This is a genomic window from Staphylococcus sp. GDY8P196P (genome assembly GCF_017891705.1).
Classification (GTDB): domain Bacteria; phylum Bacillota; class Bacilli; order Staphylococcales; family Staphylococcaceae; genus Staphylococcus; species Staphylococcus ureilyticus.
Genome location: NZ_JAESJS010000017.1, coordinates 107465 through 127650, shown reverse-complemented (window position 1 = coordinate 127650; position 20186 = coordinate 107465). Strand labels below are relative to the sequence as shown.

21 protein-coding genes and 1 pseudogene are annotated in these 20186 nt (G+C 30.2%); 6 read left to right on the top strand and 16 right to left on the bottom strand.

Annotated elements, in window-relative coordinates:
• Positions 1–517 precede the first annotated feature (517 nt).
• Together KA814_RS09780 and KA814_RS09775 are read left to right on the top strand one after the other, a co-directional pair.
• Positions 518–1489 (top strand): chitosanase, encoded by a 972-nt coding sequence (locus tag KA814_RS09780; protein ID WP_064209928.1) that lies wholly within the window; start codon positions 518–520, stop codon positions 1487–1489.
• 30 nt (positions 1490–1519) lie between these two features.
• A complete protein-coding gene (locus KA814_RS09775) occupies positions 1520–2839 on the top strand; it encodes a glycoside hydrolase family 5 protein (RefSeq protein ID WP_064209929.1) in 1320 nt (439 codons plus the stop codon).
• Between the two features lie 591 nt (positions 2840–3430).
• Here the strand turns inward: KA814_RS09775 and KA814_RS09770 are convergent.
• Positions 3431–4015, bottom strand: coding sequence for a hypothetical protein (locus KA814_RS09770; protein ID WP_133170590.1), 585 nt, complete (start codon positions 4013–4015; stop codon positions 3431–3433).
• Positions 4016–4281: 266 nt separating this feature from the next.
• Positions 4282–5433, bottom strand: a complete 1152-nt coding sequence (locus tag KA814_RS09765) for an MFS transporter (RefSeq protein WP_064209931.1) — start codon at positions 5431–5433, stop codon at positions 4282–4284.
• Between the two features lie 118 nt (positions 5434–5551).
• Here KA814_RS09765 and KA814_RS09760 point away from each other — a divergent pair, with 118 nt between their 5' ends.
• Positions 5552–6385 carry a LysR family transcriptional regulator gene (locus KA814_RS09760; protein ID WP_064209932.1) on the top strand — a complete coding sequence of 278 codons (834 nt, stop codon included), beginning with the start codon at positions 5552–5554 and terminating at the stop codon, positions 6383–6385.
• Positions 6386–6573: 188 nt separating this feature from the next.
• Complete coding sequence (locus KA814_RS09755; RefSeq protein WP_014287283.1) at positions 6574–6669, top strand: type I toxin-antitoxin system Fst family toxin; 96 nt, start codon at positions 6574–6576, stop codon at positions 6667–6669.
• Positions 6670–7189: 520 nt separating this feature from the next.
• On the opposite strand, the gene abc-f is transcribed toward KA814_RS09755, so the two are convergent.
• A complete protein-coding gene (gene abc-f, locus KA814_RS09750) occupies positions 7190–8806 on the bottom strand; it encodes a ribosomal protection-like ABC-F family protein (RefSeq protein ID WP_064209933.1) in 1617 nt (538 codons plus the stop codon).
• Positions 8807–9195: 389 nt separating this feature from the next.
• Here abc-f and KA814_RS09745 point away from each other — a divergent pair.
• Positions 9196–9402, top strand: a pseudogene (locus KA814_RS09745) (recombinase family protein); the annotation flags it as partial.
• A 169-nt stretch (positions 9403–9571) separates the two neighbouring features.
• Here KA814_RS09745 and KA814_RS09740 read toward each other — a convergent pair.
• The 13 genes from KA814_RS09740 to KA814_RS09680 all read right to left on the bottom strand — a co-directional run bounded on the left by KA814_RS09740 (position 9572) and on the right by KA814_RS09680 (position 19141).
• Positions 9572–10177, bottom strand: a complete 606-nt coding sequence (locus KA814_RS09740; RefSeq protein WP_226955457.1) for a nitroreductase family protein — start codon at positions 10175–10177, stop codon at positions 9572–9574.
• Positions 10174–10467 (bottom strand): LlsX family protein, encoded by a 294-nt coding sequence (locus tag KA814_RS09735; RefSeq protein WP_064209934.1) that lies wholly within the window; start codon positions 10465–10467, stop codon positions 10174–10176. Before KA814_RS09735 ends, KA814_RS09740 begins: the two co-directional genes overlap by 4 nt.
• Before the next feature lie 11 nt (positions 10468–10478).
• Positions 10479–11213, bottom strand: a complete 735-nt coding sequence (locus KA814_RS09730) for an ABC transporter permease (protein WP_064209935.1) — start codon at positions 11211–11213, stop codon at positions 10479–10481.
• Positions 11210–12073 carry an ATP-binding cassette domain-containing protein gene (locus KA814_RS09725; protein ID WP_064209936.1) on the bottom strand — a complete coding sequence of 288 codons (864 nt, stop codon included), beginning with the start codon at positions 12071–12073 and terminating at the stop codon, positions 11210–11212. The genes KA814_RS09730 and KA814_RS09725 overlap by 4 nt, the downstream gene beginning before the upstream one ends.
• 62 nt (positions 12074–12135) lie before the next feature.
• Entirely contained in the window at positions 12136–12285 is a 150-nt protein-coding gene (gene stsA, locus KA814_RS09720) for a stapholysin S (protein ID WP_107365368.1), read from the bottom strand.
• 667 nt (positions 12286–12952) lie between these two features.
• Positions 12953–14041, bottom strand: coding sequence for a DUF871 domain-containing protein (locus KA814_RS09715; RefSeq protein ID WP_064209937.1), 1089 nt, complete (start codon positions 14039–14041; stop codon positions 12953–12955).
• A 6-nt stretch (positions 14042–14047) separates the two neighbouring features.
• Positions 14048–14335, bottom strand: a complete 288-nt coding sequence (locus tag KA814_RS09710; protein ID WP_080937846.1) for a hypothetical protein — start codon at positions 14333–14335, stop codon at positions 14048–14050.
• A gap of 1 nt (position 14336) precedes the next feature.
• Positions 14337–14657, bottom strand: coding sequence for a PTS lactose/cellobiose transporter subunit IIA (locus KA814_RS09705; protein WP_046206888.1), 321 nt, complete (start codon positions 14655–14657; stop codon positions 14337–14339).
• Between the two features lie 18 nt (positions 14658–14675).
• Positions 14676–15971: a PTS sugar transporter subunit IIC gene (locus KA814_RS09700; RefSeq protein ID WP_064209938.1), complete on the bottom strand. Its 1296-nt coding sequence runs from the start codon at positions 15969–15971 to the stop codon at positions 14676–14678.
• Positions 15972–16007: 36 nt separating this feature from the next.
• Positions 16008–16307, bottom strand: a complete 300-nt coding sequence (locus KA814_RS09695) for a PTS sugar transporter subunit IIB (RefSeq protein ID WP_064209939.1) — start codon at positions 16305–16307, stop codon at positions 16008–16010.
• Between the two features lie 14 nt (positions 16308–16321).
• Complete coding sequence (locus KA814_RS13795; RefSeq protein WP_046206885.1) at positions 16322–17185, bottom strand: MurR/RpiR family transcriptional regulator; 864 nt, start codon at positions 17183–17185, stop codon at positions 16322–16324.
• A gap of 218 nt (positions 17186–17403) precedes the next feature.
• Positions 17404–18552: an FAD-dependent oxidoreductase gene (locus KA814_RS09685; protein ID WP_064209940.1), complete on the bottom strand. Its 1149-nt coding sequence runs from the start codon at positions 18550–18552 to the stop codon at positions 17404–17406.
• Positions 18553–18574: 22 nt separating this feature from the next.
• Complete coding sequence (locus tag KA814_RS09680) at positions 18575–19141, bottom strand: PadR family transcriptional regulator (protein WP_052722081.1); 567 nt, start codon at positions 19139–19141, stop codon at positions 18575–18577.
• Positions 19142–19354: 213 nt separating this feature from the next.
• Here KA814_RS09680 and KA814_RS09675 point away from each other — a divergent pair, with 213 nt between their 5' ends.
• Entirely contained in the window at positions 19355–20089 is a 735-nt protein-coding gene (locus KA814_RS09675) for an NAD-dependent protein deacylase (protein WP_046206883.1), read from the top strand.
• The last annotated feature ends 97 nt before the right edge of the window (positions 20090–20186 follow it).

The window sequence follows — 20186 nt, the reverse complement described above, 5'->3', positions numbered from 1 at the left end:
TTTGGTGCATACATGCACGACATCTTTGTTAATTGCATTATAACACCATAGTGGGTAGGAGTGGAAAATATTGATAATCATTCATTGACTTACTGAAAGGTTATTGTTTTTCAAACAACTCATTAGGGCGATATATGTTGACATGTTGTTCTTTTTTATATTTCTATTAAATTTACTACAATAATGTAATATAATAATAAGATAAAAATACCAAACAAAAGTTTTTCGTATGCACTTACAAAATATTATATTCCGAAAAAGTTTTATTAATTATTTATGTATTAAATGTTAATTAAATTTATATATAATAAAATTTCTATTAAGTCTCTTTGGAAAACGTTTTCTTTAGTTGTACAAAACAGAAAGAAAAGTTACCATGTTTTTTGTTAGTAAAGCTAACCATTTTTGAGGGAGGGAGGAAGAAGGCTTGCTTATACATACATATTATTGATTTGGTATTTTCAATATTTATAGCCATTTTTTGAATTCGATTTAAAACTAGAAAAGGAGTATTGAAATGAAAAGCACTATGAAAATTGCATTATCTGGAGCTATCGCACTATCGACTCTAACACCATTGACAAATGGAGCACTTGCAGAGGAACAACAAGGAAAAAACTTAACAAAGCATACTTCGCAAAAAGTACAAAAATTGAATGCCAATAATTATATGGATAAAAATTATGATTTAAGAAAGCGTGTATTTGCTTTAATGAGTGCATCAGAGGATGCTAGCTATGATTATTCAAAACAGTATAGATCATGGACTGGAGACTATGAAGATGGAAGAGGCTATACAGCTGGACTAGTTGGATTTACTAGTGCAACTGGTGATATGTATGATGTAGTTAAATATTATAATGAAATTAATCCTAATAATCCTTTGGCAAAGTATACAGACCAATTAAAAGAAAAGAAAGATAATCACAGTGGTAATGTATCTGGTTTGGAAGGCATGGAACAGGATTGGTATGAAGCATTTGATACTGACAAAGATAATTTTGTTAAAGCACAAAATAAAGTAATTAAAGAAGAATACTATCAACCAGCTATTGATGCTGCAAAACAAGATGGATTATCTCAATTAGGACAATATATATACTTTGATGCATTAGTTAAACATGGACCTGGGGAAGATAAAAACGCTGAGATACAAGATGCTAGTTTTGGTGATTTAAGAAGATACGCACAAGAAAATGGAGTTAAAACACCTGCAAATCGAGGGGATGAAAAAACGTATCTTTCTAATTTTGTAGGTAAAAACTATGATGCTACAAATGCTGAAAAAGATGCATATGGCGAAGATGACGATGTTACAGATCGCTTAGATTTCCAAAAAGAACAAATTGATAAAGCTAATTTTGACTTAAACTTACCACTTGCCCCAAAAATTAATGGAATGAATGACAATGGTGAAAAAAATATTTTAAGTCAAGAAGTCATTGACGATTTAAATGACAACGATATAGATTTTGATAATGTTGATTAACAAGTAAAAAATGAAAGGGATAATATACCAATGAAAAAAGCAATTTTCAGTTCAATATTAACAGCTGTAACGATAACATCATTTGGTATGCCAAATGATTCAGTACATGCCGAAGATATGAGTCAACTCCAGACACAGGGTCAAGATATAGTTCAAAAAGATGAAGATAATAGCAAATACCCAATTAAAGGTGTGAATGCAGGGAATGTGTTTACGACTGAAGCCTGGTTAGGTGGTTACGCCAATACAGTAAAGAAAAACGGTGATGATAAAGGATATCAAGAGGTATTTGATCAAACTCAGGATAAAATGGGAGGCGATGCCAATAAAGCTCATAAAGCTTTAGAAAAATATGCAGATAATAGATGGAAAGATAATGATTTCAAACGAGTTAAAGATATGGGAGTTAATACCATTCGCCTACCTATTAATTATATTAACGTAACTAACTATGACAAGAACATGGAAGTAGGTGATGATAAAGAAATAGATCCTACAAAGTTACAAATAAGACAAGAAGGTATCGATACAATTAAACGATTTGTTGACAAAGCTAAAAAGCATGGTCTATACGTTATTTTAGATATGCATGGGACTCCAAATGGTCAAAATGGTGAAGCACATTCTACTTATGCCCATGGCGGTCAAGGAACATTCTGGGATGATGAACATTCTAAAGAAAAAATAAAGCAAATATGGCATCATCTTTCAAATGAATTTAAAGATAATGATGCTATAGCTGGTTACGATATTTTAAATGAACCTAAAGGACCAGAAGGAACAAAAGGTAATCAAGATGAGATTAATGAACTTCAAAAATTCTATAAAGATACATTAAAAACTATAAGAGATAATAACGATGACCATATCGCTTTTCTAGAAGCAACATGGGACCCTCAAGATATGAAAGACCCTAGTTATTTTGGTGAAAATAATAAAAATCTTGTTTATGAATATCACAATTATCCATGGGGAGAACAAGCTAAATCTCATGACGGTATAAAAGAAAATTTTGATAATAAAATAAAAGGCATTAAAGATGCTAATTATGATGTTCCTTCATATATGGGAGAATTTAATGGCCACCTTGCAGGAGAAGGAGATCACATCGCACCAAATACTAATGACTTCAAACATATTATTAAGAAAATGAATGCTAATAATTTGTCCTGGACGCTTTGGAATTATGATAAAGAAGGAAAGAATCAAGATGACTCATCTTGGGGCACAGTAAACTTCACTGGAATTGAAACTAATCTTAATTCCAACGATTTTGGCAAGAAAAAAGAAGCAGAAACAAATGAGGTATATGATGCTGTTAAAGATTCAGCAAATGAACATAAAACATAATTAATGAAGAGCCCAAATCATGATTGTGGTGTCCCCACTTTTTGGCATAAAATAAAAACACTTCCGTTGAATTCATTTAAAATGAAAAATACGGAGGTGTTTTTTATGAAGAGAAGTACTTATTCTTTATAATAAACTGATGTGAACTATTATAGACTTTGTTTATATAACTTAATGTAATAAGAGAAAATACAAAAGTAAAATCATTATGATATTTTCAGATGAAGATAATAGAAAAGAAATGGTTTCGTCATCATCTTTTTGATAATTTTTCAAATTACCCTACCTTATAATGTTAGCTTTATCTCTAGTATACTACCTCTCATTTCAAGGGTTTTAAAGTATCTATAAATACACTTTGTTAAATATATATTTTTCTTGATTATTCATTTCTCCATAATGAAATCAATTTTTTCCAATAACCCATTAAAAATTTCATTATTTTTAATCTTACAGTTATATACTAATTTGTTTTTTGAGAAAAAATTTCCCATAGCTAAATTTACTTAGCTATACTCATTAATAAAGATGATTTTCCTTCAGAATTATTTCTACATATAATTCCATAAAATCCCCACATTAATTTTCAAGTTAAAAATTCCTTATATTCAATGCAGTTATGTAAAGAGTTAAAAACAATTCCTTTTTTTCTGTAGTAAGATTTGAATCTACATTAATTATATGCTTTTCACTCCTTCTTCCATTTTTTTCATTTTTAGAAAAGAAATTGAAATATGTTCTCTTTCCTGACAATAAGATAGTTTCTTCTTTTATATACACAGTTAAATCTAAATAATCATTTGTTAATTCATATGCCTTGTTATCGATTTGAATGAGAAAATTGATATATTTTTTTATTCCCTCTTTCTTTAATAGACTTTTAGCATTAAAAGTACCTTTATAACAATCATTAATATATATATCATATTTATATTTGAGCCATCCTTTACTTTTCAAACAAATTTGATTTTCTTCAGAAATTAACAGTAAACCCGGTATAGAAAAAAGGTCAAATATAAATAAGAACTTATGAAAAATGTTATTAAAGTATAATTGAAAAGTAATATTTGATTTCCCATTAACTCTTATTGGCATGTCGTCTGTTAATTGCACAATAGGTAATTGATAGAAAAATTCATTTTCATTGGCTATACTAGTTATATTTTCATTTACCATTTTACTATACTTATTTTGTATATATTTTCTAAAAAGTAAGTTAGCAACAGCAACAACTATACAAAATATATATAGCAACCATGTGTAACGTAAATTTGCTCCGAAATAAGTTTCTCCATTATTTATAAAATAAATACTTTCAAAAGTATTTAAAAAAGTTTATAAGACAATTATCGCAAAAATTATATGCATAACTACTCTCCTTCTATTAATATGTATAATCATCGATATGAAATAGTCCCTTCAATAACAATATCAGAAATATTTTATTCTTCTCCATTTTTTCTATCAATATTGATGTTTATTAATTGAATAATAATTCCTAAAATAATCACAGTAAATGCACCATAAATTAAAGTCTTCAATGATCCTCCTTGTGCAAGTAATAAACCACCTAATGCAGCACCAATAGCACTGCCTAAATAATTTAATGAACTATTTAAAGCTACAGATGCACTTCCATGTTCAGCATGCTTTTTTAATAATATATGCTGTTGAGGTGCTTGTGTCGCCCATCCCATAGCTCCCCATAGTAAGAAAGGCAAAAGTCCTAAAATAGGTATTTTAATTAAAGTAGGAATTAACGCTATACTTATACTTAAAACAACTAAAATAATAAGCATTAAAATTTGAGTGTTTTTAAATTTATCCATGACTAAACCTACACCAAAACTTCCTAATAATCCCCCTATTCCCCAAGTCGTTAAAAAAAGTGAAATATAGTGTGGTGAAACAGCTGCGCTTATTACCTGAGAGAGGTAGGTATATAATCCTAAGCTGGCAATTGCAGCACATACAGTTACAGATACCACCCTTAATACATGTATATCTATAAAAAGTGAGAATCTATCTTTCAAGTTAGGTGCTGCAGGCATATTAAAATTAGGAAGTAAAATAGATATACTAATAAACGCAACTATACTTACAATTACAATTAACCCTATGGCAAACCTCCAATTAATTAAATCAGCTAATTGTAATCCTAAAGGGACGCCAACTACAGTTCCTACACTCATACCTCCAACTATAAAAGCTAATGCTTTGCCTTTATTTTTTTGGCTTACTAAATACCCCCCCGAACTAACTGCCATAGGTGAGAATAATCCTGCCCCTAATCCAGCTACACATCTAGATAAGATATATGTTGAATAGTTATAAGATAACATCGTAATTAAATTAGCTACCCCAAAGGTCAGTAGTGCGATTAAAAGTATGTTTTTAACAGAATACTTAGCCAATATTGTTGAAAATATGGGTGCAGATAAAGCAAAAAACAATGTAAAAACAGTAACGCCTTGTCCTATTTCAGCACTGCTTTTATTAAAGCTTTTTCCCATATCAGGTAATAGTCCTGCCACAATATAAGTATCCATACCTAAAGCAAACATGCCTAACGTTAAAATCCAAATTTTCTTCATGATTTAACCCTTTCTTACAAATATTTGATGTCATTTAGCGTAGTATAATATTGTAATTAATGGAATAATGAATATATTAAGGGTGGTATTAAAGAAAAGTTAACAGGGAGCGTAATATATGAATATTGAATATATAGAGGATTTTATCAAAGTTGCTGAATATCAAAGTCTTAATCAAGCATCTAAAATACTTAATATCAGTACTCCAGCACTTAGTAAAAGAATCAAAAGTATTGAAGAATATTTTGAAAGTGACTTGTTCTATAGAACTTCTCGAGGTATATTTCTAACTGAAAACGGGGAGATAGTATTAGAAAAGTTACTTATAGTAAGGCAAAATTTGAAAAATTTAAAGTTACAAATTTTTGAATCAATTAATTCGAACATAAGACTAGGTTTACTTCCTAGTTTCTCTTTATATAAGTTAGAAAATAGTCAGAAAAAAATGTTGAATAATAATATAGAAATTAAAATTGAAAATAACACACAGATATTGCTAGAACATCTATATAGTGGAGATATAGATGTGATAATTGGAGATATTACATCTAATGAGAGTCAAAAATTGTTTTATAAATATGTGTATTCTGAAGATTACATGATTGTTTATTCAAGAAATTTCGGATTAATTAATAACGAAAGTATAGCTGTAGACACACTTAAAAACTATAAAATTTTTGTTTTGACTCCCCCTTGTGACACTTTGACCTTTATAAGAAAAAATTTTTCTGAAATGAAATTGGAAATTGAATACAAAGATAATTTAGAGTCCATATTTGCGAGTGTGAAAACGGGGCAAGGTATTACAATAATACCTAAATCTTTAACAACTAGAGTTGAAAGCATGAATCTTCAAATTTCTAAATTGGGAAATTATTCAAGACATGTAGGTTTAATAGCATACAATAAAAAAACGTTGGATACTGTGTTTGAAATGTTACCTGAGGTGTAATTAGATTAAGCACGAACCAAATTATTTTATTATCTTCTGTATAAAATATTGGCGTGATAATTCCTATCATTTTAAGTACATAATTCAACTTATCGGAGTGCATATGCTTGCGTGTTTACAGATGATATAATAATGTAGTCGCCTATCTCTCAGGCGTCAATTTGACGTAGAGAGGAGGTGCATACGCGATGTCTGAAATCTTTGTAAACATCATGACCACAGCAGCAAGTGGTTGTCTCGTTGCGCTATTTGCGCATTGGCTACGCAAGCGTAATGACGAATAGGCGACTAGTCACACCAAAAATCCCCTTACTACTGCCATAGTAAGGGGATTTGGTGCATACATGCCTGATAATCTTTGTTAAAGATATTATAACACCATAGTGATTAGGAATGCAATCAGTGTATATACAGGAGGATGAAATAATATAGAGAGTTTGTAGGACTTTTAACAATAATTTTCTTTGCTGCAATGATTATCACTTTTTCTTTTACAGCTATACTATATATAATAAAAGGACTTTATAATGAGCGTGCAACAAGCGCTTTATTAGCTGGATCATTATTCATGATTCTATTTATTTTTTCTGCTTTCTTTTATTTATATTTAGTGAAAAGTTAAAAACAAATTAATAGGCATATTTTTATATAATTTTTATTATAGGCACACCCTAAACATACAAATCAGATTGTTGAAATTACAGCAATTTGTCACTTTACTGGATATATGAGAATTACTTTACTTAATAAATGAGAAAAAGGATAGCTAAGAGCTATCCTTTTAAATCTTAAAGTATCAATTACTTATAAAAATTCTTTTTCTTTAATATAATCATAGTTACCTTCAAACTTCTCTAATGTTTTATCTTTTAACAAGTAAGTAGTATTAAATAGTTTGTTAAGAAAATATCTATCATGTGAAACTGCAATTATAGATCCTTCATAATCTAATAAAGCATCTTCTATGGTTTCCTTGGCATCTATATCTAAATGGTTTGTAGGCTCGTCTAAAACAAGTAAATTATAATCAGTGTTTACAATTTGTGCCCATCTTAACCTTATTTTTTCTCCTCCACTTAGATCATTAACCTTTTTAAACACGTCTTTACCATAAAACATAAAATTAGCTAAAATATGTCTAGCTTGACCTTCTGATACATTGACTTTTTCACGAATTGTATTCAACAAAGTATCATTGTTATCACTTTCAAATTCATGTTGTGAAAGATAGCCAATTTTTAAATTGTTTGCAGTTTTAATTGAACCTTCATCTACTGAAGTAATTCCTAAAATCATTTTTAACAATGTTGATTTACCAGTACCATTATCTCCTATAATAGCGACATGTTCGCCTCTTCTAATTAAGATACTTACATTTTCAAATAATGAATAGTCATATCCTTTAGCAACATTTTCCATTTCAACAACTCTATTAGAAACGCGCTTACCTTCTTCTAGTTCCATATTCATTTTTTTTGAATTTAAAGTTGGTCTTTCTAACCGTTTAATACGATTCAAAGCTTTTTCCATACTTTTAGCTCGACGATACATTGCAGCATTTGGTGGTTTGGCTTGGCTTGCCCATGTCCTTAATTGCTTTATAGACTCTTTCATTTTTTTAATTTTCTTTTGTTGTGTTTTATAGGTTTCGAATTCAGCTAATAGTCTTTTTTCTCTTTCTTCAACAAAATATGAATAATTTCCATTATAAGTATGAAGTACTTTTTGATCTATTTCCATAATTTGATTGACTGTTTCATCTAAAAAGTAACGATCGTGTGAAACAATTACAGCAGCACCTTCATAACTTTCTATATAGTTAGCCAACCATTCTATAGATTTAAAATCAAGATGATTTGTTGGTTCATCTAAAAGTAGCAAGTCTGTAGGCTTAATTAACATTTGAGCAAGGCCTACTTTTGTACGTTCTCCCCCTGATAAATCTCCCCACTCTGTTTCAAGTAAATGAGCGATATTTAAACCATGAGTCACTTTACGTATTTTAGCGTCTATCTCATAACCACCATTTTCTTCATAATATGTCTGTAACTCACCATAACGTGACATTAGTATACTTATATCTTCTGTATCTTCGCTCATTTTATTTTCTATAATTTCAAGCTGTTTTGATATAGTATTTAACTCTTGAAATACAGATTTCAAACATTGATAAACACTTGTACTTTTTTCATAATCAGGTATTTGGTTTAAATAACCTATCCTCACATTTTTCTTCCAACTAATAACACCTTTGGAAAGTGTTTCTAACCCAGCTAGTAACTTTAGTAAAGTGGTTTTCCCTTCACCATTACGTCCTACTAATCCTATAGTTTCACCAGAATTAAGGGTCATCTTAATATTATCGAATAAAGTTTCCTCTACATAACTTTTAGAAACATTCGAGGCATTTAGTATATTCATTTTTCTTCCTCCATGTTATCTATAAGGAAGAAGTATATAGTGTCAGTTCCTTATAGACCGATTAATAATTTCAAAAAAGACAGACTTCACCAATTTTGAAATTAAAATCGAAAATTTGTTGCGTATGATTTGTAAATATCTGCAACAATAAGCTATAAGAAACATTTAGACACCTCCTCAAATATAATTTATACATATTTTACAATAAAAAATTGGTAACTTAAAGAGTGTGCAGAAAATAACCATTTTCTGTACACTCTTGTTTTATGTCAAAATAAGTAAGTATTACATAGAATTATGTGTTCAAAAACCCAACAAAAATCTATGTTCACAAAAGACCTTGTAATTAAGTTATGGTACACTGAATGTGTATATAGGAGGTTTGTATTTTGAAAATAGGTTATGCAAGAGTTTCAACTGGATTACAAAATTAAAATTTACAGGAGGATCGATTAAATACATATGGTTGTGAAAAGATATTTAATGACCATATGAGTGGTTCAAAAAGTAAGCGACCTGGTTTAGATAAAGCAATTGAATTTGCGAGGTCAGGGGATACGATTGTCGTTTGGAGACTAGATAGACTAGGACGTAACCCTGTATATCCTAAGGATGTAATGACTAAACCAAAATTATGAGACATACAACCGATCTCTATCAAACTATTTAATAACGCTAATTCTCCGTATTTCAAAAAACTAGAATTAAAATTATAGCCAAAAAAGACTAAAAAATTACAATTTCCTATATCTATATTATTGCCTTCTAATAAATCATCTTTTTTATGTCCTTTTGATCCACAATTTTTAATAATGAGTGACTTATCGGTTGGTATAAATAAATGCCCTTGTCATAGTCCTCTACGTTGTTGATATAAAGATATATATCAATAGGATATAACCCTCCTGCCGATGCATAAAATCGAGTACTTGTTTTTATATCCTCATAATCCACTTTTCTAGACGCTATTTCAAAAGAAAATTTAAGTATTGTTGATAGTTCTTTACTAGCCATTTCAAAAGATGTGAATTCTCTTGTGCTTTTTCTATGATTTAAAACATTATAAAAAGATTCTTTTATTTTTTTATCACTTTTAGGAAGCAATCTTGTATCTTCATCATTAATCTCATTCAAAATTTGATGTTCGCTAACTAAAGCTGCATAATTCGATTCATTATAAGCTAACATACTTTTAAAATCACTGAGCCTCTGATGATTTACATTTAGTAAGTACTTTAAAGATTCTGATTCTTGATTCCCTAAAATAATTTGAGCAAAGTTATTTCGATTATCATTATTTGCAATATTATCCTCGTTTAATTTAAATAGTGAATGCTGGTTAAACATTCCCTTTAATTGATAATTAATCATTGCTTTTTACCTCTTTTTTTACTTGCTACAATTAATTCAATAATGATGACTAACAATATGGATAGGGCTACACCTAAAAACATAATATTCGTTATAATTGGTTCTCCACTGTTGCCATGATTATGTATTTTGTATAAATTTACTCCTAATAAATTTACATCAAAATGCGCATAACCATTTTTATTGATAATAAAATAACCTATTGAAATCGAAATAGCCGTTATGATAGCAGATAAAACGATACCCGCTAAAATTTCAATAATCACTCGTATTTCTTGTTTCTTCAACATAATTATTATCCTCATTTCTTAAACTTATAAATAAATAAACTTAAAGCACCCGTTACTAAAATATACAGTGAGTTTATTTTCAAAAAGGATAAATCCCACATATATTCATTTGTCCAAATTGAATAAAAATCATTTGTAGCATATTTTATTGGAATCCAGTTCCCTATTTCTTTTAAAACATTGGGTAGTTCCCCATACTGTACAAAAACGCCAATAATCATATAAGTAAGAAAGAGCAATATCATTCCAAAAGGTAATAAAATTTTACTCTTTTTTATTAACAAAGCTAAGAAAGTTCCTACCATTAACAAGGCTATGATGTTATAAAAAATTTGTAAAAAAAAGGTTATAAAATATTGTGCGCTAGGTAAAATTAACGAAAAAAATACTTTACCAATAATGATATTTAAAACAACACTAAAAATCGCTAAAAAACAGTATGAAATAATATTAGAAATAATTAGACTGCTAATATTTACGTCAAAATATTTTAATCTTTTCAGTGTATCATTCTCAATGCTTTCACTTAACCAAATTGGAAAGCTAATAAAAGCAATAGGTAGTAGTCCGATACTTGTACTAATTAAAAAATATTTATCTATAAAATGTCTCCCATTTCCTATATTGAAGTTTCCATAAGACATAATAATAACTAACATCATGATTATTGGGAAAATTAATGAAAAAAATACAGATATAGGAACTCTAAATTGCATTTTTATACTTAACAAAATTTTATTTATCATATTTCCTCCAAAGTTGAGATTAAATATGTTGAATATATATTTTGCATGTTTATTTTAAATTCTATTTTTCGTTCATTTAATATATTAATAACTTCGTTCATTTGCTCTTTATTGTAGGTGAAAACCTTAACATTAAAATATACATCAGCATTTATTTTTTTAATAACTTCTCTAACTAAATAATCTAATTCTTGATTAACTATTTCAATCAGCGCATAATGATAAAATTTTGAAAAAAATTGATCTATACTTCCGTAATACAATAATTCTCCTTTATCTAATATGATTAATTTATTCGCCCAGTTTTCAACTTCATCAAAGTAATGCGTGACTTTAATTACAGCTTTATTTTGGGTAATTTCTTTAGTTTTATGTAATAAATTTTGTCTTTTTTCATAATCTAATCCAGATGTTAATTCATCAAATATGTATAGTTTTTTTTGTTTACTTAAGACTAATCCTACAGTTAAACGCTTTTGTTCTCCTAAGGATAAATCATTAACAAATTTATTTATGAGATTTTCTAAAGAGAAAGCTTTCGTAAATTCTTTAAATTGTTTACTTCGTTTGCTATAAGTTGTTGCTAAATAAATTAATTCGTGTACTTTTATTAAATCTCCATACTTATTTTCTTGAAAAACAATCCCTATATCTTTAGTACCTATCTTTCTATCAATGACACCACTGTGATTCATCTCATTTAATAAACAATTAATTAAAGTAGTTTTACCCGCACCGTTTTTTCCAATTAGAGCTATTTTATCTTCAATATAAATATCTATAGTACGATTATTAAGGTTTAAAATTTTTTTATTATTTAAATCAACATTTAAATCTTTAACTGTCATTAAAATTTTCATATACTCACCTTTAAGATTTAGAAAAGCTTGATCTATATAGACCAAGCCTAGACTTTGATTTATTACGCTGCTGTTGAGGCACATGTACAAGAGCATGAACAGCTACAAGAACATGAACAACTACAAGAACAACATCCTCCTGCATATTTCATCGCTTCAGAACTATTAATGTCTGAATATCCATTAATTGAATGATTATTAATTTTCATCATCATCCCATCCTTTATTTTGAGAATACATGATGTAAATTTACTATTAAAATCACTTAAAATGTATCACGCAACAGAAAGACAGTCAATCGTTTACAGAAAAATGTAAATTTTCTGTAAAATATTATTGCTTTGATTCCAATGCGAGATTAAAAGTGTATTATAATTTCAACAACCCAGAATAATATTTATATAAAGCTGTCTAATTTACATAACCAATGATTATCAGAAGTTTTAATGTTATGAATCAAGATCACTCTTAAAATGAGTGGTTTTCTTTTGAGATATAAGACCGATTTATCGGCTAGACTCTAAAATGGAAATTGAATAATTTTAATATCCCATAAAAGTTTCTTATATGCTTTAACACTAATTTATTTGGCACAATATCCTTCATTTTCATTGGATTAAAAACGCTGTACATAGAAAAACACCTCCGTACGATTCATTTATAATGAATTTAACGAAAGTGCCTTTATTTTAGTCCTACTGATTGGGTTTAAATTCAAAATTTTTCTATTGCTTAGTCTCTTATGGTAAATACATATCATGCTTTTTGTGAGAAACAACTACTTTTCACACTTATCGATTACTGCATAATCAATTTATTTTTTATAATCTTTCCACTTATACTTAAATAACCAAGCAGTCACGCACTATAAAACAAAGATTATGATATCACTTTTAATTCAAAAGACTGCCAAGGTTTTAATAAATTTAATAAGAAATGTTCTTCTTTTTTTACATGTCCGATAACATTTTTATAACCATGATTTTCCATATCTTGTAATGCGATTTGCAGCTCCCCTTTGTAGTGACCATATTGTTCATTACAAATCACAATATCACCTTTTTTAATTTGTTTTGTGTTATTTGGCGGGAATGGCTCATCCTTATAATGAACGCGACTCATTGTTGACCGTATAACATAATCTGAAATATCCCCCCGATTGAAATGAAATTCCTCTGTCACAATAGTTTCATCTAATCCAGTAATATCGTTATTTAAATAAACATCAAAACTAGGCATTGCTAAATTAATTTCTGAAAGTGATTGTAACTCAGATTCAGAAGCAAATGCATTACCAATAATAAAATCATCTACTAAATTCGTCATTAATAAATGCTTAACTTGTACTGTTATAGGCAATTTCCTATGACTTTCTAATGTCGGTAAGCCTTCCATAATTATCCAAGGCCCTACTGTTGCTTCTTGTGAAGTAACAAAAGCTGCAGTGTGAACATTATTTCTTTTATAAACTTCACTCGTATTTACAAAATGTTGATATGATAAACCAGTATAGGTTTGAGGATAAAAATTGTGACAACCTATAAGTTTGTCTAAATTAGGTTGATAACTTAACACATCTTCAATAAATGTATCACTTACACTGATGTTTAACTCTACATACATATGCTGTTTGTTATAACTCAGCTGCGCTATTTCTTGAGCTGAAAATCCTGCATCTACACGTATTCCTGATACGCCTAGTGTTTTAAAAAAGGACAAATCATCACGCTTTAAATTCAATGCTTCAAAAACTTTATGGTTAATATCCGCAATCACTGTCATATCATTCTCTTTAGCAACGCTTACCACTGACTTAAATTTATTAAAAACCGCTTCTTCATCACTTTTAACCGAAAGTAAATTTGTGAAGATGCGCTTAAATCCGAATTTTGCACTCATTTTAATATAGTCACACATTTCTCTTAAATCTGATTGTGTCGGATAAACTGATATTCCTAAATTATGCATATATATTTACTCCTTATTTGATTTATATATAATGCCACGCATTTGACGTTGCTCAATCAATACACGAGATTTTTCAAAAAAGAGGATACTCGTAAATATTAATAAAAGTAATATTATTCCCCATCCAAACAAATTAATATTTTCAAATATAACTACAGGGACAACGACGATAAATGGTATACCTATCAGTAATAACCATCTATTAAAATGAAATTTATTGACTATAAAATGGGCTATTTTATAAAAGCAAAATATGAGTAAAAATAATACTATTAAATAAATCAATCGCATCATATTAACACTTCTCTTCTAATTTTTGATATAACTCAATCATTTTTTCAATTAAATTTTTCTCACTAATCGCTGTCATTAAATGGTCTTGTGCATGTATCATCAATAAAGATGTTTGTACTTTGTCACCATTTATTTCAGACTGTATTAATTCTGTTTGTATATTATGTGCTTTACTCATTTCTTGCTTCGACTCTGCCATCAGTTCATTCGCTTGTTCAAAATTAAATGCGGTAGCCGCATCCAAAGCTTCATATGCTAAACTTTTCGCATTACCACCATGTGAAATAATTTCAAAAATAATTTGTTCGTTTTGTTCACTCATCAAATCTCCCCATCTCAATTAATCGTCGGTATAATCATCATTCGTAGCGCCTTGTTCTTGTTCTAACATTTTACGCTCATACATTTTAAAGAACGGATAGTATATGATTACTGCTACTAAAAGATTAAATACGACTAACACCAGTGCTCTCCAGTCACCATTCGTTGCAAATAATGCCCCTAAAGGCCCCGGTAATGTCCATGGCGCAAGTATCGTGATTTTAGCTATCAAACCTAACTTAAATACAAAATAAGTAATCGTCGTTAAAATAAGTGGAATCCCTATAAACGGTAACGCAAGAATCGGATTCATAACTAACGGCGCACCAAATATAAGTGGTTCATTGATATTAAATATGCTCGGTATAATGGAAAAACGTCCTACTTTCTTCAAATATTCAGATTTTGAGAATATCATCAATATACACAAACTCAGTGTCGCTCCTGCACCGCCTATCCATACAAACCACTGGAAAAATGGTTCGACAATAATATGTGGTAATGGTTCCCCAGCAGCCTTAGCATCTATGTTTTGATCTAATAATGAAAACCAAATAGGTTGGAAGACTGCCCCCATTACTGCCACACCATGTATACCTGCTGACCATAAAAGTACAATGAAAAACACAGGAATCAAAGCACCTAATAAACTATCACCAGCAAAATTACCTAAAGGTTCAAAGATTTTATTAATAATGGCATTTAAATCTATGTTTAATATCACTCTTACAAACCAAGAAATAACGATAATGACAATTGCAGGTACCAAAGATTCAAACGAACGTGCAACAGATCCCGGAACTTGATCCGGCATTTTAATCGTAAACCCTGACTTCACTACGAGTCTCATCATCTCAACAGCAAATATCATTGAAATGATTGCTACAAATAAACCAGAACCACCTAAATCTGCCATAGGCAACACATAACCCACAGCATCGCTTTTAGGTAATTTATCATCTAAGTTGAGCGGTAACGTCATCATTAAAAATGTTGCTAGTGAAAGTAATCCACCTGCTTGGCCATCCATTTTATATGATTTTGCTAAACTATATCCCATTGAAAATGCAGCGTAAACTGCCATCAGTCCCAACGTCATTCTATTAGCGATCATTATCTTCTCAGCATGCGGTTCTACTAATTTTTCTAAAGCTGGTATGGGAGGAGACGCAAATAAAGTAAAGAACGATCCAACTATGATAAGTGGTAGTGTTGCAATAATACCATCACGAATAGAAGTTAAATGTCGTTGCTCAGAAGCTTTGGCCATGGGTGGCATTAATACCTTTTCAATCCATTTCAAAAATTTCTGCATAACATACACCCTCTGTTTACTTATTTAATTTAGTACTTATACATACGTTTTTATTTGCTTTAAAATTTTAGGTGCGCCAATCGGTGTATAGCCCATTGGATCTATGACATCTACAGGTTTATTAACTGCTTCACCGACTTTTTTAAATTTATCTAATCGATGTCTCACTTGAGGTGCTACTAAACCTAAGTCATAATCACCAATTTCATTTTCAAATGCTTCGGTACCAACTGCTACGATTTCCAAATCAAAATTTTCTTTTGCCGCCTCTTTCTTCACAGCATCAACAATCATAGAACTAGACATGCCACCTGAACAAACCATTATTACTTTCATAAAACAACACCCTTTCAATATTTTCTTTTTTTAACTTTAACTGCTTGCCGTGTACGCTCTAATAATTTCGTATGTCGTTCATAATCTCTACTGGCTAATGATACAAATAAAATATCTATGACATTGAGCATAGCTATACGTGAACTCATTGCTGCACTTCTCACTGGCTTTTCTGAAGAGCTATAAAACAAGTTAATATGTGCTAAGTCTGCTACATCATTATTGCTATATTTAGTTATGGAAATAATTTGAGCCCCCGCTTTATGTGCTAATGCTAATGACTGCAAAATATCTTCTGTTTGGCCAGTATTCGAAATAGCAATAATAACATCATTTTTTGTCACATTGGCACTCAATGTCGCTTGTTCATCATAGCTCTTGCCAACCTCACACCACTTATCAATGCGTGTGAGCTTTTGCTTTAAATCTTCTGCAATAATTGCTGAAGCACCAATACCAAACACACAAATTTTCCTAGCCTGATGTATCATTAAAGCCGCTTTTTCTAACGCTACTGGTGATAAAATTTGAGCTGTATTCCTTATCGCTTTAGCATTACTTTGAGAAATACTGTTAATCACGCTTTCATTGGAATCAGTAATATTGAGTTCTTCATAATCATCTTCAATTTCATTATGTCTATTTAACGCCATAGCAATTTCCATCTTTAAATCTTGAAAGCCCTTACATTTTATTTTTTTAGATAACCTAACAATCGTCGCTTCACTGACATTTGTTAGGTCTGCTAAATGTTGTATTGAACTGTTGATCGTTCTATGCGGATAATCGATGATATACTGTGCTACTCTATATTCCGAGGGATTCAATGTCGCTAATGATGATTCCAATAATATTAAAATATTACGAATAACTATCACCCCTTTTTAAATATTGTTTCACCTTAGCTACAATTTACAAAATATTATTTCGTGTGTCAAATTATTTTTTATTTGTAAAATGACACTTTTGAAAATATTGCTTTTCACAAGCTGAATTTAGATCTATGTATGTTTAAAGGTTTACCTCCATTTTGATTTAGAGATAAACCTTTGATATTACGCAACTGATATTAAGTTAAATATATGATATGAATAATTTATGATTCACTGAGTTGTGCTTCCATATCTATAAAGAAGTTTGCCATCTTTTCTGCGCCATCGTTTGAAAACATTAGCTCTAAATTATCTTGAGACGCTTGAGCATGAACTTCTGTAACTTCAAACATTTTCTTTTCATAAGCCTTCAATATATCAATAACATTTTCTTTATTTTTGAATGATTGTGCTAACAAATATGCATCATATAATGCCATATTGACACCTTCTCCTGCAAACGGACTCATTAAGTGTGCAGCGTCACCAATAAGTGTGATATTAGGCTGTGTTATCCATTTCAAACCAATTGGCAACTGATAGATACGACGAAATTTAATATCATCATAACTATATGCAATATATTTTTTTAATTCTGTACCCCAATCACTAAATTCAACTAATAGTCTTTCTTTTAATTTTTCTAGTGATAACGCACGATATTCATCTAGCATTTCATATGTTGTCTTAAGACTTACATAGGCCATAATACGACCATCGCCATTACGTTGTCCTAGTATCGCTTGATCTCCTCCTAGTCCCATAACCTTTCCATTTTTATTAAATGCCAAAAGGTCTGGATGTTCTTTTTCATTCGAGTTCATTTCTATCATAGATATACCAGTGTACGTTGGTTTAGCATCTGTTAAATACGGGCGAATTTTAGAAAAGGCTCCATCTGCCCCTATTACTAATCCTGTCATCACTGTCTTCCCATTTTCAAAAACGAGTTCAATTTCCCTATTATCATGTTGTATTAACTTTTCGTATTTATAACCATATTTAATATTTGTAGGGTTAATTTGTGCAATGATGATATCGCATAACTTACCTCTATCAATTTCGGGTCTACTACCTTCTTTTCCTGCGTCTTCGTCGAACAAAATCGTGCCATCTTTACGCACAATTCGTGTATCCTCTCCTTCAAAGCGCGCATGCATCAGAAAATCTTCAAAAATATTAGCTTCTTTCAATGGTAACTGACCACTGTCTTCATGAATATCTAATGAACCACCTCGGTCAGCATGCATATTAGGGTAACCACGTTCATAGATTGTAAATGGTAAGCCTTGTTGTTGTAGAAGTAATCCTAACATTAAGCCTCCTGGCCCCCCACCAATAATCGCAATATGATTTAAATTTTCTTTTTTCATTTTTACACCTTTTTCATTATTTTTATTTTTCTTCAATAAAATTCATTAGCTTTGTTTCAGTTTCTTTGATTAATTGTTGAAACTGCTCATATTTCTCTTCATTTTTCATTGCACTTTGTCCTGCTAACATAAATGATTGGAAAAGTGCTTGTAACTCATCACGTGATTTTTTCATCTTGTCAATATCCATATTTTTGAATTGTTCCATACGTTTTGTAAATTCATCATTATCAATATTGTCCTCTAAAAATGCCTTACCTTCTTTTGTTACTGTATAGATTTTTTTCTTTCCTTCTTTTGATACAGAAACAAATCCACGATCTTCTAACATTTGAAGAATAGGATAAACACTGCCTGGACTTGGCGAATAAAATCCTTTAAATTGTGCCTCAAGATCTTTAATAATTTGATAACCGTGTTTGGGTTCGGTTAACAATAATCGTAAAATGCTATATTGCAAATTTCCTTTTTTAAAAAAGCGGTCCCTGCCGCGTGCGGCTGCAAACATCTTTTCAAACCCTTGTCCAAATCCACCTTCTCCGTGTTGCATCATGATATGTCTTCTATTGTGAAATGATCTATTAAACATTTATTATCATCCTTCCATTTCGATATATCGAAATATTAAACGATATATCGTTACCCGTCAAGAGATATATCGAAAAATAATAACCGTTGCTAGTTAGATATATTCATAATCCTAAATTTGCTAAAATCAATACTTCATTTTAAAATTGGTTTGAATGTAATATTGAAATTTCAAAATTACAATAAGTGCTAAATATTTTAATGGAGTGATCTTATGAATCATAATATTGAATCATTAAAAAATATCATCGATACTTCTAATAGCATTACATTTTTTACAGGAGCAGGTATATCTGTCGCAAGTGGTATTCCTGACTTTCGTTCTATTGGCGGTTTATATGAAGAAATTTCAAAAAATGGTTACTCACCTGAGTATTTACTAAGTGAAACCTATTTCCAAAATGACCCTGAGGGCTTTATTAATTTTTGTCATGATTATTTACTGTTTGCTGATAAAAAACCAAATATCGTTCATCAGTGGATTGCACAACTTGAAAAGCATCAACAATCCCTTGGTGTCATTACTCAAAACATTGACGGTCTACATTCAGATGCTGGGAGTTCACACACAGATGAACTACATGGTACACTAAACCGATTTTATTGTATTAACTGCGACCAAAAATATTCTAAACAATACGTGATTCACCACAACTTACGTTATTGTGAAACTTGTGGCAGTCCCATCAGACCCGATATCGTACTTTATGGAGAAATGCTAAACCAAGACACGATCTTTGACGCCTTGCATAAAATCAAATCTGCTGACACGCTCGTTGTTTTAGGTTCTTCACTGGTCGTTCAGCCTGCCGCCGGTCTTATCTCAAACTTTGAGGGTCAAAACTTAGTTATTATTAACAGAGACCCTACACCTTATGATAGTGATGCAAATTTAGTAATTCACGATGATATGGTCTCAGTCATTAATGAACTGTTTGCGATATCGTAAAATTCCAAATAAATTAGTGTGCTCGCATAGTTTAAAAAATAAAAAGCGTACCTACATGCACGATTAACATGTAGATACGCTTCTTTATTTATAATTA